12 protein-coding genes are annotated in these 16,369 nt (G+C 63.4%); 4 read left to right on the top strand and 8 right to left on the bottom strand.

Going from position 1 to position 16,369, the window contains the following annotated elements; translation table 11 throughout:
• Positions 1-29: 29 nt before the first annotated feature.
• The gene (locus tag PDMSB3_RS26605; RefSeq protein ID WP_165188258.1) at positions 30-1,112 is read right to left on the bottom strand and encodes an AI-2E family transporter; all 1,083 of its coding nucleotides are present in this window, start codon (positions 1,110-1,112) and stop codon (positions 30-32) included.
• Between the two features lie 373 nt (positions 1,113-1,485).
• Here PDMSB3_RS26605 and PDMSB3_RS26600 point away from each other — a divergent pair, with 373 nt between their 5' ends.
• Positions 1,486-1,767 carry a DUF3331 domain-containing protein gene (locus tag PDMSB3_RS26600; RefSeq protein WP_007177006.1) on the top strand — a complete coding sequence of 94 codons (282 nt, stop codon included), beginning with the start codon at positions 1,486-1,488 and terminating at the stop codon, positions 1,765-1,767.
• 263 nt (positions 1,768-2,030) lie between these two features.
• The gene (locus tag PDMSB3_RS26595) at positions 2,031-4,607 is read left to right on the top strand and encodes an adenosylcobalamin-dependent ribonucleoside-diphosphate reductase (protein WP_007177005.1); all 2,577 of its coding nucleotides are present in this window, start codon (positions 2,031-2,033) and stop codon (positions 4,605-4,607) included.
• Between the two features lie 19 nt (positions 4,608-4,626).
• Here the strand turns inward: PDMSB3_RS26595 and PDMSB3_RS26590 are convergent, their stop codons facing one another.
• The 7 genes from PDMSB3_RS26590 to urtA form a co-directional block, all read right to left on the bottom strand.
• A complete protein-coding gene (locus PDMSB3_RS26590; RefSeq protein ID WP_165188256.1) occupies positions 4,627-4,956 on the bottom strand; it encodes a zinc ribbon domain-containing protein in 330 nt (109 codons plus the stop codon).
• Positions 4,957-5,074: 118 nt separating this feature from the next.
• On the bottom strand, positions 5,075-6,307 hold the full coding sequence (gene fmdA / locus PDMSB3_RS26585) for a formamidase (RefSeq protein ID WP_007177003.1): 1,233 nt from the start codon (positions 6,305-6,307) through the stop codon (positions 5,075-5,077).
• Between the two features lie 36 nt (positions 6,308-6,343).
• Positions 6,344-7,033: an urea ABC transporter ATP-binding subunit UrtE gene (gene urtE / locus PDMSB3_RS26580; protein ID WP_007177002.1), complete on the bottom strand. Its 690-nt coding sequence runs from the start codon at positions 7,031-7,033 to the stop codon at positions 6,344-6,346.
• A gap of 73 nt (positions 7,034-7,106) precedes the next feature.
• Positions 7,107-7,850 carry an urea ABC transporter ATP-binding protein UrtD gene (gene urtD, locus PDMSB3_RS26575; RefSeq protein WP_007177001.1) on the bottom strand — a complete coding sequence of 248 codons (744 nt, stop codon included), beginning with the start codon at positions 7,848-7,850 and terminating at the stop codon, positions 7,107-7,109.
• Positions 7,847-9,010 (bottom strand): urea ABC transporter permease subunit UrtC, encoded by a 1,164-nt coding sequence (gene urtC, locus PDMSB3_RS26570; protein WP_007177000.1) that lies wholly within the window; start codon positions 9,008-9,010, stop codon positions 7,847-7,849. The genes urtD and urtC overlap by 4 nt, the downstream gene beginning before the upstream one ends.
• A gap of 60 nt (positions 9,011-9,070) precedes the next feature.
• A complete protein-coding gene (gene urtB / locus PDMSB3_RS26565) occupies positions 9,071-9,988 on the bottom strand; it encodes an urea ABC transporter permease subunit UrtB (protein ID WP_007176999.1) in 918 nt (305 codons plus the stop codon).
• A 74-nt stretch (positions 9,989-10,062) separates the two neighbouring features.
• Positions 10,063-11,328, bottom strand: a complete 1,266-nt coding sequence (gene urtA / locus PDMSB3_RS26560) for an urea ABC transporter substrate-binding protein (RefSeq protein WP_007176998.1) — start codon at positions 11,326-11,328, stop codon at positions 10,063-10,065.
• Between the two features lie 252 nt (positions 11,329-11,580).
• On the opposite strand from urtA, the gene PDMSB3_RS26555 reads away from it, so the two are divergent.
• Complete coding sequence (locus PDMSB3_RS26555; protein ID WP_407670582.1) at positions 11,581-15,045, top strand: hybrid sensor histidine kinase/response regulator; 3,465 nt, start codon at positions 11,581-11,583, stop codon at positions 15,043-15,045.
• Positions 15,038-16,132, top strand: coding sequence for a response regulator transcription factor (locus PDMSB3_RS26550; RefSeq protein ID WP_165188254.1), 1,095 nt, complete (start codon positions 15,038-15,040; stop codon positions 16,130-16,132). The genes PDMSB3_RS26555 and PDMSB3_RS26550 overlap by 8 nt, the downstream gene beginning before the upstream one ends.
• The last annotated feature ends 237 nt before the right edge of the window (positions 16,133-16,369 follow it).

Below are 16,369 nucleotides of genomic sequence, written 5' to 3'. Positions count from 1 at the left end.
GTCCGGATGCGTGGGCAAGTACCGTGCAACTATTGCACGAGGTCGGTCCACAACACCATCAGCACGGTCATCAGCGCGGGGCCGATGAAGATACCGAGCAGCCCGAACGTTTCCGCACCGCCAAGAATGCCGAACAGCACGAGCAGGAACGGCAAGCGCGTGGAGTTGCCGATCAGCACCGGCCGCACGAAATGCTCGGCGATGAACACCACGACGGAGCCGAACACGGCAAGGCCGATCGCCGCCGCCACCGAGCCTTGCAACAACAGCCACAAAGCCGCGATGCCGAAGGTGAGCGGCGCGCAGAACGGCAGCATCGCGGCGATCGCGGTGACGAACGCGAGCAGCGCAACGTGCGGCAAGCCCGTCACGAAGTAGGCGACGCCCAGCAGCGCGCCCTCGCCGAGCCCGACCACGACCAGCCCCGACACCGTGCCGCGCACCGCTGCCGCCATGCGCTGCAGAAGCTGCGCGCCGTCGTCGCCGAAACCGCGCCGCATGCCTTTGAGCAGCGCCCCCGACAAACGCGGACCCGCCTGGAAGATCACGAACAGCGTGACCAGCATGAACGCGAACACCGTCACGGCATGCACCGCACGCGCGCCGAAGTGCCGGCCGAGCGTCACCACGGCGGGGCTGTGCAGTCCCTTCATCGCGGCCGACTCGCGCAGCGGCTGAGTCAGGTTGGCCTGCCACCACGCGGAAATCTGTTGCACGCCGAACGGCAGACGCTGGATGAAATCCGGCAACGGAATGCCGTTTTCCTGCACGGTCTTGAACCACTCGTTCAGGTCATGCGCTTCGCGTAGCGCCTGAGCAATGCCGATGCCCACCGGCAGCACGACCAGCAGCGCGATCAGCAACGTCAGCACGGCGGCGATCAGCGTCGTGCGGCCGGTGAACCAGCGATTGCCCTCGACCTTGCGCAACAGCGGCCACAGCGCAATGGCGATCACGCCGGCCCACGCCACCACCGCGATGAAATCGCGTACCACCCACAGCGCCAGCAGCACCAATCCGATGTACAGCGCGAGCGAGGCCGTTTTCTGCTTTTTCAGACGGTCTGGCGCATCCGGCGGTTCAGGAGGTGCAACAGGCGGGGATGAAATCATGTGAGCTCTTATGGTTCTGGAAAGACGTCCCTTATGAGGACTTCCTTCGGGCGTGTGCGAGCCGACCGGAAAAATGCAAAACCGCTACACTGGCGTTGCACGGTCGCTCATCAATAACCACATATTAAAGGAAGCGCCGGCGCCCTTTGCTGGCAACGCCCTTGTATCACTGGGTACAACACTGCGTTGCAGAAATCCGGCCTATTATCCTTTGCCCGTTTTTGTGACCCGCAAAGCCCCGTCTTATCGGCATGGGTCGAATGTCAAGTTTAATTGTTGCTGTTTCAAGAACAGTGTTTCAACGACGACACAATGGCTATCCGGGGCGCGCAGGACTACATTCGGCACACCACACAATACGGAGCCGACGACGATGACTTTAGAGTCCATCCCCCTGGACGGTGCCAATGGCGTACGCATCGAAATTCTCGAGCGCTCCGACACGACGCTGGTGATTCGCTGGGTCGAGCCGGGACGATGTCACTACGGTGAACAACGGTGGCGGCGCAGGTCGGCACACACATCCGGTACCTGCGCGGTATCGCGCCGCAAGATTCGCCGCGGCGACGCGGTGTTCAAACCGGCGGAACGGCCGGCACCCTCGAATGCTTCCGCCATGATTTGCGCTGAACTTCTGGAGTGCGTCGAGGACTGACGCCTCAATGCCCCTGCCGGCGCCGTGCACGCTGATCCACCGTGCCCGAGCCGCCCGGCGGAACAACCCACATAGCGGCAAGCGCATCATGCGACCCGTGTCGCACCGTGGGTAACACACCCTTTGATTGCGGCTCTTCGCCACGTGCGTTAAGGTGGACCACATTGCGCCGTGTCACCCTGCCGTGCCACGCACGGCGGTATAGTGACGCGCATTTCCACCCACCGCGCCGCGCCCCTCGCGGCGCCGTTTGAGGGCATATCATGGCCGAAGACACGCCGGAGACCCGCGCCCAGATCGCGCCCCCCGCGCCTCCCGCACCGCTCGTCGCACCGCAACAATTCTCCCTCGACGTTCTGCTGGAAAAATACGCGAAAGGCGATGAGCAATCGGCTGACGACGTATTCAAACGCGTCGCGCGCGGCGTCGCCGAGGCCGAACCGCCGGCGCTGCGCGAGTCGGTCGAGGCGCTGTTCGTCGACAATCTGCGGCACGGCGCGCTCGGCGCCGGCCGCATCATGAGCGCGGCGGGCACCGGCATTGCGGCCACACTGATCAATTGCTTCGTGCAGCCCGTGGGCGACGCGATTCAAGGCGTCGACGAAGAAGGCCTGCCCGGCATTTACGTCGCCTTGCTGCAGGCGGCCGAAACCATGCGCCGCGGCGGCGGGGTCGGCTACAACTTCTCGGCGATCCGGCCCAAGGGCGCGCGGGTTCATACCACCAGTTCGTCGGCCTCGGGACCGTGCAGCTATATGGACGTGTTCGACGCGTCGTGCCGCACCGTCGAGAGCGCCGGTTCGCGGCGCGGCGCGCAGATGGCCGTGCTCGACTGCAATCACCCCGACCTGCTGGAGTTCATCGAGGCCAAGCATTCGAAGGGCCGCTGGAACAACTTCAACGTCTCGGTCGGTGTGACCGATGATTTCATGCGCGCGGTCGAAGAAGATCAGCCCTGGCAACTCGTGCATCGCGCCGAACCGTCGCCGGCACAGCGTGCGGCAGACGACGTGCGGCAACGCGAAGACGGCCTGTGGGTCTACAGCGAACGTCCCGCGCGCGCGATCTGGGATCGCATCATGCGCTCCACTTACGACATCGCGGAACCCGGCATCGTGTTCATCTCGCGCATGAACGAGGACAACAATCTGCGCGCGGTCGAAACCATTCGCGCGACCAATCCGTGCGGCGAACAACCGTTACCGGCGTACGGCTGCTGCAATCTCGGCCCGCTGAACCTCACGCGTTTCGTGATCGATCCGTTCGCGCAGATCAAAGGCCGCAAGCCGTCGTTCGACTGGGATGGCCTCGCGAAACGCACGCGCACCCAGGTGCGCTTTCTCGACAACGTGCTCGACGTCACGCTCTGGCCGCTGCCGCAGCAGTACGAAGAGTCGCGCGCCAAACGGCGCATCGGCGTAGGCTTTACCGGTCTCGGCGATACGCTCGTCATGCTCGGCTTGCGCTACGACTCGCAGGAAGGCCGCGATTTCGCCGTGGGCATCGCGCAGCTGATGCGCGACGAGGCGTATCGCGCATCCGTCGAACTGGCGCGCGAGCGCGGCGCGTTTCCGCTCTTCGACGCCGCGCGCTATCTGGAAACCGGCACGTTCGCTTCGCGCCTGCCCGAGGACATCAAGCAGGCCATTCGCCGCGACGGTATCCGTAACAGCCATCTGCTCTCGATCGCGCCGACCGGAACCGTGAGCCTTGCCTTTGCGGATAACGCCTCGAACGGCATCGAGCCGGCCTTCTCGTGGACTTACACGCGCATGAAGGTGATGGCCGACGGCAGCCGCGAATCGTTCGACGTGGAAGACTACGCGTATCGTCTTTATCGCGAGCTCGGCGGCGACGTCGACCGGCTGCCGGACTATTTCGTCAGCGCGCTGGAAATGTCGGCGCGCGACCATCTCGACATGATGGCGGCCGTGCAACCGTATGTGGACACGTCGATCTCGAAGACCGTGAACGTGCCCGCCGACTATCCGTTCGAAGCGTTCGAAAGCCTCTACTTCGACGCATGGAAAAACGGCCTCAAGGGTCTCGCCACCTACCGGCCCAACGAGACGCTCGGCGCGGTGCTCAGCGTGAGCCCGCCGCAAGCCGACGACACGCTGACCGAGAGCGATCTCGATCCGCTGCGTATCGCAATCGATCATCGGCCCAAGGGCGAGCTGCCCGCGATCATCGAGAAGGTCGAGTATCTGACGCAGGCGGGCAAGAAGTCGCTCTATGTGGCGGTATCGTTTATCGAGGTCACGGGCCGGCTGGGCGGTGAGGACGTCACCATCGAACGGCCTATCGAGTTCTTCATTCCGACCGGTCAGCGCGACGAATCGCAGCAATGGATCACGGCGACGATGCGTTCGCTATCGCTCGCGGCGCGTGGCGGTTTTGTCGCGCGCAACCTGCAGGATATGCGCAAGGTCTCATGGGATCGCGGCCAGGTACGGCTCGGCGAGGTGCAGCGGCTGGACGGGCACCGCACGCCGCGCTGGCACGATTCGGAAGTGGCCGCCCTCGCCTTTGCGATCCAGCAGATTCTGCATCGGCGCGGCTTTCTCGACGCTGAAGGCAATCAGGTGCCCTCGCGCATGCTGGCGCGTCTATCGCGCGGGCAGATGCGGGCCGAAACCGCGCTACCGGCGGATTTCGGCATTCGCCCGCATCCCGTCGAAACCAATGCCGACGCCCTCGTGTTGACGCAGCCAGGCGGCGCGCAAGGGCTGCATACGATGCTCGGGCGCAAGTGCGGGTCGTGCGGAGCGAACGCGGTGATTCGCAAGGATGGCTGCGACTTCTGCACCGCATGCGGTGAAGTGGGCGCGTGCGGGTAAAGTCCGCGCGTGGTCGCGGTTAATGGCTGATCATCCACGGCCTGCCTGCGGGATTGGTCTTCAGGCCGCCCGCGCTCGTCGCGCCCTTTGTACTGCTCGATCCGCATCCACACCCCGGCCCATGCCGGTGTTTGTATTCGCCCGACCGTTGCGGCGCATGCGCCGAACGCTCATTGATCTGATGTCCGGTGCGCGCGCCTGCCGCCATCAACGACAACGAAGGCAGGCTCAACGTACGTTGCGCCTGCGACTCGCAGGTGGGACATGTGCAAGGCATGTCGCGCTCGGCAACGCGGCGGATCGCAGCGAATGGGCCGCAGTTTTCGCAACGGTAATCGTAAGTCGGCATGGTGTGCTCCTTTGGTGCCTCAAGTCGTTCCATCTCCGGTGACCGCCGCGCCATTGCCCGACTCGGCACGGCGGTCTTCCGGGCACGGCCCTCTCAGGTGTTTCGGCAAACCTCTACGTCAGACCAGATCCGGTGACAAAGGCAGATCCACGCCGCCGGTAATATGCTTGACCGGTCCCGCGGAATTCGGCCGGATATCGAAGTCGAAAATCTGCGTCGGCAACCAGAGCGTCGCGCATGCGTTCGGCACATCCACGACGCCGCTGATATGCCCCTGCACCGGTGCCGTGCCCAGAATCGAGTAAGCCTGCGCGCCCGAATAGCCAAACTTCTTCAGATATTCAATCGCATTCAGGCATGCCTGGCGGTAGGCGATATGCACGTCCAGGTAGTGCTGCTTGCCTTGTTCATCGACGGAGATGCCTTCGAAGATCAGGTAGTCGTTGTAGTGAGGCGTGATCGGGCTCGGCTTGAAAATCGGGTTCTTGATGCCGTATTTCTCCATGCCGCCCTTGATCAACTCGACCTTCATGTGCACCCAGCCGGCCATTTCAATGGCGCCGCAGAAGGTGATTTCGCCGTCGCCCTGGCTGAAGTGCAGATCGCCGACGGAAAGGCCCGCGCCATCCACGTACACCGGGAAATACACCTTCGAGCCGCGCGACAGATCCTTGATGTCGCAGTTGCCGCCATGCTCGCGCGGCGGCACCGTGCGCGCCCCTTCGGCGGCGGCTTTGGCGTGCTCGTCGCCGGCGAGACGCCCCATGTGCGCAGTGGCGGCGAACGGCGGATTGGCGAGGCCGGGCACGCGTTGCGGGTCCGTGGCGATCAGCGCGGCTTCGCGCTCGTTCCAGGTGGCCAGCATCTTCGGATCAGGCAGGCAGCCGATCAGCCCCGGGTGGATCAGTCCCGCGAAGTTCACGCCGGGAATATGGCGCGAACTGGTGTAGAGACCATGAAAATCCCAGATCGACTTTTGCGCTTGCGGGAAATGATCGGTCAGGAAACCACCGCCGTTCTTCTTCGAGAAGAAGCCGTTAAAGCCCCATTGGCTCTCCTGCTTCGCGCCGATGTCGAGCAGATCCACCACCAGCAGATCGCCCGGCTCCGCGCCCTTCACGCCCACCGGTCCGGACAGGAAGTGCACGATGGAGAGATCGATATCGCGCACGTCGTCGGCACTGTCGTTGTTCTTGACGAAGCCACCGGTCCAGTCGTAAGTCTCCAGAATGAAATCGTCGCCCGGATTGACCCAGCAGGCCATCGGAATATCCGGGTGCCAGCGGTTGTGGACGTTCTCGTTGTCGTAGGCCGACTGGTTCAGATCGACCTTGATTAGCGTTTCAGCCATTGCAAACTCTCCTCTTGGAAATTGCAGACAGTCGGCTCACACCGACAGGTACTCGCGGATCTTCGCGGTGTCGGCGTCGCTGCGCGTGCTCTCATGCACGAGGCGCCCGCCTTCGATGACGAAGAGCCGGTCGGCCACATCGAGCGCAAAACTCAGCACCTGCTCGGACACGACGATCGTGATGTCGCGCAGCTTGCGGATCTCGTTCAACGCCCGCGCGATGTCCTTGATGATGGACGGCTGAATGCCTTCGGTGGGCTCGTCGAGCAGCAGCACCTTGGGCTCCGTAACCAACGCGCGGGCGATCGCCAGTTGTTGCTGCTGACCGCCGGACAGGTTGCCGCCCTTGCGTGAGCGCATCTCGTAGAGCACCGGAAAGAGCGCATAGATTTCGTCGGGCACGCGCCTCGTGGGTGAGTTCTCCAGACCGGTCTGGATGTTCTCCTCCACGCTCAACGTGGCGAAAATTTGCCGGCCCTGCGGCACATACGCGATACCTTTGGCGACGCGCCGGAAACTTTCGTCGCGCGACACCTCTTCGCCATCCAGTTTCACCGAGCCCGCTTTCAGCGGCAGAATACCGATCAGCGACTTGAACAGCGTGGTCTTGCCCATGCCGTTGCGCCCCATGATCGCCACGGTCTCGTTGCGGGCGGCGTTGAAGCTGATGCCATGCAAGGCCTCGCTTTGGCCATAACTGACGAATACGTCGTCGACATTCAACATGCTGGGCTCCTCGTTGCTCGCTTCATGATCGCCTCCCGTTCGACTCGTGGTCGATTCAACTTCCGTTCCCCACTCAGTGGCCCAGGTAGACGTCAATCACGCGCGGGTCGTTCTGCACCTGTTCCATCGCGCCTTCGGCGAGAATCTTTCCCTGGTGCATCACCGTGACCTTGTGGGCGATCTGTTCGACGAACGCCATGTCATGTTCGATGACGATCATCGAACGGTTCTGGCAGATCCGTTTGAGCAGCTCCGCCGTGATCTCGCGCTCGCGCACGCTCATGCCGGCGATCGGCTCGTCGAGCATCAACAGTTCCGGCTCCTGCATCAGCAACATGCCGATTTCGAGCCACTGTTTCTGGCCGTGCGAGAGCAAACCCGCTTCGAGATCCAGTTGATTCGCGAGGCCGATCTCACCGGCCACGCTGCGCACGCGGTCCATCACGTCGTCAGTGCGGCGAAACGCCAGTGCGCCGAACACGCCACGTCCGCGAGGAAACGACACTTCGAGGTTCTGGAACACGGAGAGGTTTTCGTAAATCGACGGCGTCTGGAACTTGCGGCCTATCCCTTTGCGCACGCGACGAAACTCCGGCAACTGCGTCATCTCCTCGTTGCGGAACTTGATGCTGCCGTGGGTCGCGCGCGTCTTGCCGCAGATGAGATCGAGCAGCGTCGTCTTGCCCGCGCCGTTCGGTCCGATCACCACGCGCAACTCGCCGCGATCCACATACAGGTTGAGCGAATCGATCGCCTTGAAGCCGTCGAACGACACGCTCAGTTCTTCCACGGCCAGCACGAAATCGGTATTGCTCATGAGGCGCTCCTTGCGCCGCGGCGCGCGAGCCACGGCTTCACATGACTGTCGTAAAGACCGGCGAGGCCGTTCGGAAACGCCATCACCACGCCAATAAAGAGTGCCGCCATCAGGAACAGCCACAGGTTCGGAAAGCTCTCGGAAAACCACGTCTTGCCGAGATTGACGAGCACCGCGCCGTAGACCGCGCCGACCAGCGACATGCGCCCGCCCACCGCGGCATAGATCACCATTTCAATGGAAGGCACGATCCCGACGAACGACGGCGACATGAAGCCCACCTGCAACGTGAACATCGCCCCGCCGATCGCGGCCAGCACCGCGGCGACACAGAACGCGAACACCTTGAACATGGCCACGTCATAGCCCGAGAAACGCACGCGGTCTTCCTTGTCGCGCATGGCGAGCAGCAGCGTGCCGAGCTTGCTGCGCTGGATTTGCCGGCAACAGAGAATCGCCACCAGCAGCAGAACCGCATTGACGAAGTACAGGATCAGCTTCGCACCGTCGCCGCGAATGTCCCAGCCAAGCAGGGTGCGCAAATCCGTGATGCCGTTCACGCCGCCCGTATAGCCTTGCTGGCCGATGATCAGCACCGAAAGAATCAGCGCCACCGCCTGCGTGATGATGGCGAAGTACACGCCGCCCACGCGCCGCTTGAACATGGCGAAGCCCACCACGAACGCCAGCGCGCACGGCACGACCACCACCGCCGCAAGCGCGAACGGCAGTGAATGAAACGGCTTCCACCAGAACGGCAGCGCGGTGAGCTGGTTCCAGTCCATGAAGTCGGGAATGCCCGGCGTCGACTGGATCTTCGTGCTGACCGGGTCCGAGGCTTCGAGCTTCAGGAACATGGCCATGCAGTAGCCGCCGAGGCCGAAAAACACGCCTTGCCCGAGACTCAGCACGCCGCCGTAGCCCCACGCCATCACGAGGCCGACGGCGACGAACGCGTAGGTCAGATACTTGCCCATCAGGTTCAGACGGAACACGTCGAGCGCGAGCGGAAACACGACGAGAATCAGCACCGCCAGCACCACGATGCTGCCGTAGCCGTCGGTGGTGAGCCAGCGCCGCAGCGCGGGCCGCAAGCCGGCGCGGGCGGCTGCATGACCCGGCGAAGCGGGCGCGCCGGCGGAAGGGTTCAGCGGGTCCATATGCGTTTCTCCGGGCTGAAGCAATTGATGGAACGGTTCAGAGGCGCACTCGATGAAAAATTACGCACGGCGTACCTTCGACGCGAAGAGTCCTTGCGGCCGCAACATCAGCACGATCACGATGGTCAACAGCGTCACCACGCGCGCCGACGAACCCGTCATGAAGAACTCGCTGATCGACTGCATCTGCGCAATGCCGAAGGCGGACGCCACCGTGCCGAGCAGGCTCGCGGCGCCGCCGAACGTCACCACGAGGAACGAATCGACGATGTAGAGCGAGCCGCTGGTCGGCCCGGTGGAGCCGATCGCGGTGAACGCCGCGCCCGCGACGCCGGCCATGCCGCAGCCGATCGCAAAGGTCAGCCGGTCGGTCTTGCGGGTATCGATGCCCGCCGCGTTCGCCATCTGACGGTTCGCCACCGTGGCCCGCACACGCAAGCCCCAGCGCGAGCGGTACAGCGCCAGCAGCACACCGCCCGTCATCACCACGGCGAGGCTCATCACGAAGAGGCCGTTGATCGGAATGTCGAGCCCCGGCTTAGGCGACCAGGAGCCCATCAGCCAGTCCGGCAAGGTCGGGCTCACTTCTTTCGGGCCGAACACCGAGCGGAATACCTGCTGCATGCCGAGGCTGAGGCCCCAGGTCGCCAGCAGGGTGTCGAGCGGACGCCGGTAAAGATGACGGATCAGCGCCCACTCCGCGACCCAACCCGCCGCGAACGCCAGCGCGAAAGCCGCGCAGATGGCGAGCGGGAAATACACCGGCGCGAAGCCGTGCCAATAGTTGTCGGCCAGTTGGGAAAACATGTAGATCGTGTAAGCGCCGATCGTCATGAATTCGCCGTGCGCCATATTGATGACGCCCATCTGGCCGAAGATCACCGCCAGCCCCAGCCCCATCAGCAGCAGCACGCTGAAAAGGCTCAAGCCCGCGAAACCCTGCATCAGCGTGATGTTAAGAATGTCCGAAGCCGACATGTCGCTCTCCTCGAATTGATCGGCGCGCGCCCGCACAGCGGCGAGCGCGCTTCACGCGTGGCTTGCCGCTGTGATTACTGGTAGCCCTTCGGGAACGGATTAGGCTCGATCAGATCCGGCGATTCCGCGACCACCTTGAACTGGCCGTCCACCTGCGCCTGTCCGATCCGCGTGCGGCTCCACAAGTGATGGTTCGCGTGAATCTTCACGTAGCCCTCCGGCGCGGTCTTCAATTCGATGCCCGGCGAGGCCGCCACCACCTTGTCGACGTCGAAGCTGCCGGCCTTCTCCACCGCGGCTTTCCAGAGCCACGGCCCGAGGTAGGCCGCCTGGGTCACGTCGCCGATCACGGATTTCGGCCCGTATTTCGCCTTGAATGCCGCGACGAATTTCTTGTTGTTGTCGTTATCGAGCGATTCGAAATACTTCATGGCCGAGTAGAAGCCCGCGAAGTTTTCGCCGCCAATGCCGAGCACCTCGTCTTCCGTCACCGAGATGGTCAGCAGGAACTGCTTGTCCGCGGTGATGCCGGCCGCTTTGAGCTGCTTGTAAAACGCCACGTTCGAACCGCCGACGATGATCGCGTAGATGCAATCCGGCTTGGCGATCTTGATCTTGTTGATCAGCGAGTTGAAGTTGGTGGTGCCGAGCGGGTAATACTCTTCGCCCACCACCTTGCAGCCGGTCAGATGCTGCTCGATATGCTTGCGCGCAATCTTGTTCGAGGTGCGCGGCCAGATATAGTCCGAGCCGATCAGGAAGAAGCTCTTCGCCTTCTTGGTCTGGTTCGCCCAGTTCAGCCCCCAGAGAATCTGCTGGGTCGCTTCCTGGCCGGTGTAGAACACGTTGTGCGACTGCTCCAGGCCTTCGTAGAAGGTCGGGTAGTACAGCAGGCCGTTGTCGCGTTCGAAAATCGGCAGCACGGCCTTGCGCGAGGCCGACGTCCAGCAGCCGAACACGGCGGCGACGTGATCGTTCTCCAGCAGCTTCTTCGACTTCTCGGCGAACGTCGGCCAGTCGGATGCACCGTCTTCCTGAATGATCTTGATCTTGCGGCCAAGAATGCCGCCTGCCGAATTGATCTGTTCGATCGCAAGCCGCTCGGCCTGAATCGAGCCGGTTTCGGAGATCGCCATCGTGCCGGTCGCCGAGTGCAACTGGCCCACCGTCACTTCCGTGTCGGTGACGGCAAGGTGCGTGGTGTTGACCTTGGCGGTCGGAAACTGCTGGGCCCGCGCGATGCCGGACATGGCCAGCGCGGGAGCGGCAGCGAGCCCCATCAACAGTTTGCGGCGCAGCGCCGAGGGCATGCCGGACTCGTTCTGATCATCGTGTGACATCGAATTCTCCTTGTAGTCGTGGTCGGGCGACCCGCGCTGGGAACCGGATGGCGGTGTCGACGCCACGAAAGGTAGGTAGCCAATTTGCGCGGCCCAATACGTCAGTTGACGTAGGGCGCGACAAAAATCCGCTCCCTATAATCGCGTCGGCGTAGTAGCCGCACTGGCATGCGGGTAAGGAGGCAAGCGCGAATGGAATGCAATTTGCATGGCCGCACCGCTAGTCACGCAACCCGCCGACGAAAGGCCTCGATGCACCAAACGCAACCACAGACCCCTCTGCCCGCCGGTCCCGCCACCCAAGGTGGGGCATCGCGCCCGCCGGCCGGCGGCACGCAGCGCATCGTCAAGATCCGCCGCGACTACAACGCGTGGGTCGGCGACGAGACGCTCGAGGACTACGCGCTGCGTTTCACGCCGCGCGCGTTCCGGCGCTGGTCGGAATTCCGCGTCGCCAATACGGCGATCGGCGCGGTGTCGTTTCTGGTACTCGAAGCGATTGGCGGCGCGCTGGTCGTGAACTACGGCTTTACCAACGCGATCTGCGCCATCCTCGCCGTCTCCCTGCTGATCTTTCTGACGGGCATCCCGATCAGCTACTACGCCGCACGCAACGGCGTCGACATGGACCTGCTCACGCGCGGCGCGGGTTTCGGCTACCTGGGCTCGACGCTCACTTCGCTGATCTATGCGGTCTTCACCTTCGTTTTCTTCGCGCTGGAAGCGGCCATCATGTCGCTCGCGCTGGAGCTGTATCTGAAGGTGCCGCTTTCCGTGGCCTACGTGATCAGCGCGCTCGTGATCATTCCGGTCGTGACCTTCGGCATTACCTTCATCAATCGCCTTCAGGGCTGGACCCAGCCATTGTGGCTCGTGCTGCTGGTCGTGCCGTACGTCGTGGTGTTGTGGCGTGAACCGCACGTGCTCGCGGAATGGGTGACGTTTAGTGGCGTTTCAGGCAACGGCCACGAATTCAACCTCGTCGCTTTCGGCGCGGGCTGCACCGTGGTGTTTTCGCTGATCGTGCAGATTGGCGAGCAGGTCGACTATCTGCGCTTTCTGCCGCCGCGCACGCGCGCCAACCGGTTTCGCTGGTGGGCCGCGCTGATCGCGGCCGGCCCTGGCTGGATCGTGCCGGGCGCGATGAAAATGCTGGGCGGCGCGTTTCTCGCCTTCCTCGCCATCCAGCACGAGATCGATCCGGTCAAGGCCGTCGAGCCCACGCAGATGTATCTGGTCGCGTATCACTACGTGTTCCATTCGCCTGAAGGCGCGCTTGCTGCGATGACGCTGTTCGTCATCGTGTCGCAACTGAAGATCAACGTGACCAACGCGTATGCCGGCTCGCTCGCGTGGTCGAATTTCTTTGCGCGGCTCACGCATAGCCATCCGGGGCGCGTGGTGTGGCTCGTGTTCAACGTGCTGATTGCACTGCTGCTCGTCGAGATGGGCGTGTTCGAAGCCATCAGCAAGGTGCTTGCGCTGTATGCGAACGTGGCGATTGCCTGGATTGGCGCGGTGGTGGGCGACCTCGTCATCAACAAGCCGCTCGGGTATAGCCCGCGCCATGTCGAGTTCAAACGCGCGCATCTGTACGACGTCAATCCGGTCGGCGTGGGCGCGATGCTGATCGCCTCCGTGATTGCCGCGCTCTCGCATGCGGGTGTGTTCGGCACCACGGCCGAGGCGCTGTCGTCGTTCATTGCGTTGCTGGTGGCGTTCATCTGCGCACCGCTGCTGGCCATCGCCACACGCGGACGCTTCTATCTGGCGCGCGACGGCCGCGACCTCGAAGAAGGCGCGATACTGCGCTGCGTGATCTGCGAAAACACCTTCGAACGCGAGGACATGGCGCACTGCCCGGCTTACGCCGGTTCGATCTGTTCGCTGTGCTGCTCGCTCGATTCGCGCTGCAACGACTCCTGCAAGCCGCACGCGCGACTGCCCGCGCAATTCGGCAAGTCGATGCGCACACTCTTTCCCAGGCTCACGCTTGGGCCGGCGGGTTTGCGGCTCGCACAGTACGCCGGCTTGCTGATCGCCGTGGTGACGTTGCTCGGCGGGGTGCTGGCGGTGCAGTGGTATCAGAGCGTACGCACCCTGCCCAATCTCGACACGACCGTTCACGACGTGCTGCTGCAGGGCTATCTGAAGGCGTTTTTTGCGCTGGCGCTGGTCGGATGTATTGCCGCCTGGTGGCTCGTGCTCGCCAACGAAAACCGCAAGGTCACCCAGGAAGAATCGCAGCGGCAAGCCGAATTGCTGATGCAGGAGATCGAGGCGCACCGCAAGACCGACGCCGCGCTTCAGCGCGCGAGCGCCGCAGCCGAGTCCGCCAATCGTGCCAAGAGCCGCTATGTGACGGGCCTGAGTCACGAACTGCGCACGCCGCTCAACAGCATTCTCGGTTACGCACAACTACTGCTGCAAGGCACCGACGAACTGCCGCCGGCGCGGCGCAACGCCGTGGCGACCATCTATCGCAGCGGCGAGCATCTGCTGGCGCTGGTGGACGGCCTGCTCGACGTCGCACGGATCGAGGCCGGCAAGCTGCAGTTGAACGTGACGGAGATTTCGCTGCCGGACTTCGTCGCGCAACTCGCTGCCATGCTCGAACCGCAGGCCACCGACAAAGGACTGCAGTTCGAATTCCAGACGAGCGGCCGCATGGCGGACGTGGTGCGCATCGACGAAAAACGCGTGCGGCAGATTCTCATCAACCTGATCGGCAACGCGATCCGCTTCACCTCGCACGGTTCGGTGAAGGTGCGCGCGAGCTATGCGTGGGAAGCCATTACCTTTGAAATCGCCGATACCGGGCCCGGCATGCCGGCCAGCGAACTGGAGCGGCTATTCCTGCCATTCGAGCGCGGCGCGGCGGCGCGCGAACACGATCATGGCGCGGGGCTGGGACTGACCATCTGCCGCCTGCTCACGGAACTGATGGGCGGCAACCTGGAAGTGCAAAGCGAAGTGGGCAAAGGCACGCGCTTTATCGTCAAACTGTTCGCGCCTGAAGTGCGCGCGCCGCAGTTGCTCGCGAGCGGCCCGCTCAACGTGAAGGGTTACGACGGGCCGCGCCGCACCGTGCTCGTGGTGGACGATCTCGCCGAGCAACGCCGCATCGTCGTGCAGACGCTGGCGCCGCTGGGCTTCAACGTGGTGGAAGCCGCCAGCGGACCGGAGGCGCTGCAATGGCTCGGGACCGCGTCGGCGGATCTGATCGTGATGGACGTGTCGATGCCGGACATGGACGGCTTCGAGGCGAGCCGGCTGATTCGCGACAATCATCTGTCGTCGGCGCCGGTTCTGATCCTGTCCGCCAACGCATTCGCGGACGATCGCGACAAAGGCGCCGCAGCCGGTTGCGACGACTACCTCGCCAAGCCGCTCTACATTCCGCTGCTGCTCGACAAACTGGCCGCGCTGCTGCAACTGCACTGGATCGTCGAGCCGACCGAAGCGGTAGCGGCCGCCTCCGCCGTTGCACGTGTCGACGTGACGGCGAGCCTGCCCGCCTCGTTGCGCGAAAAGCTGCATGCGCAACTGGAAATGGGTTACGTGCAGGGCTTTATCGAACAACTCGACTCCGCCGAGCATGGCGCACCGGAACTCGCCGCCGTGCTCGAACCATTGCGCGCGCTTGCGCGCCGCTTCCGGTTGACTGAACTCGCGCATCTGCTCGCGCCTACCCAGCAGGTCCATCCCGATGCATGACGAAACTTTGCTTTTGCCGCCCGACACGCAACCGGACTTGCCCGATGGCAAACCGGTCGTGCTGATCGTCGACGACACGCCCGACAATCTCGCGCTGCTTTCCGATACGCTGCAGGCGGCCGGTTACGCGGTACTGGTGGCGCTCGATGGCCAGTCCGCGCTGCAACGCCTCGCGCGCATCACGCCTGACGCCGTTCTGCTCGACGCGCTGATGCCCGGCCTCGACGGCTTCGAGACGTGCCGGCGGATCAAGGCCGATCCGCGCAACCGGCATCTACCCGTGATCTTCATGACCGCACTGACCGATAGCGAGCATGTGGTGCAGGGCTTCCGCGTGGGCGGCATTGATTACGTCACCAAACCCGTCAAGCCAAGCGAGGTCAGCGCGCGGATTGCCGCGCACGTGCAGCGCTCGCGTCAGCAGCGTCAGGCGGACAGGGTGCTGGAGATCGGTATGCGCGCGGCGCTGATTGCGGCCGCGAGCGGTGAGATCAGGTGGCAGAGCGACCTGGCGCGGCAACGGCTGGCGTGGTATGGGTCGGGGCGTGGGCTGATGGATGAGGCAAATGAAGCGGGAAATCAAGCGGCAAATGAACAGGCAAATGAAGACGGCGGCTGTCTGGCTTCGACTTCGTTCACACCTCGACGTGTTGACGAAGCCGCGCTATTGCATCACCCGCTGAGCGAAGCTGGCCTGCGTCTGCCGATGGTGCTGGAGCAATGGTTCGTGCGCTGGATCGAAGCCGGTTGCGACCTGCAAGCCGCCTTCGAGACCGCCGCCGACGGCGTGCGCCGCGTTGTACGCGTATTGGGACCGGCGACGCGCGGCGAATGGGTGATCCTGCTGGAAGAGTTCGACGATGCCACTCACACCAGCGCGCTCGCCGCGCAATTCAGCCTGACCGCACGCGAAGCGGAAGTGCTGCTGTGGCTGTCGCGCGGCAAGACGAACCGGGATATCGGCGACATTCTTGGAATGGCGCCACGCACGGTCAACAAGCACCTCGAACATGTGTTCGGCAAACTGCATGTCGAAACGCGCGCTGCTGCCGCAGCGATTGCGGCGAAGGCGAGCACGCGGTATTGAGGTTTAGCGTGCCCGGGTAGGAGCGGTTCGTCGTCTCAGGGGAATTGCTCTTTCAGCACCCTTTGTCCATCGTCGCAATTATCTGGTCAATTTCTGCCACTTTCGCCTACAACAGTCGGCGTTCGACAATCATTCGTAAATGATGATTGAGCAGGCACGCGCCCGCTCCGTTCATATGCGTCCTGCCGCCCTGCCGACAGGGCGGTAATTCTCATAGTCAGATCCTGAACGTGCCGA

The sequence above is a fragment of the Paraburkholderia dioscoreae genome (genome assembly GCF_902459535.1).
Taxonomy (GTDB): domain Bacteria; phylum Pseudomonadota; class Gammaproteobacteria; order Burkholderiales; family Burkholderiaceae; genus Paraburkholderia; species Paraburkholderia dioscoreae.
Note: the sequence above shows the minus strand (reverse complement) of the source record. Positions and strands in the feature narration are given on the sequence as shown.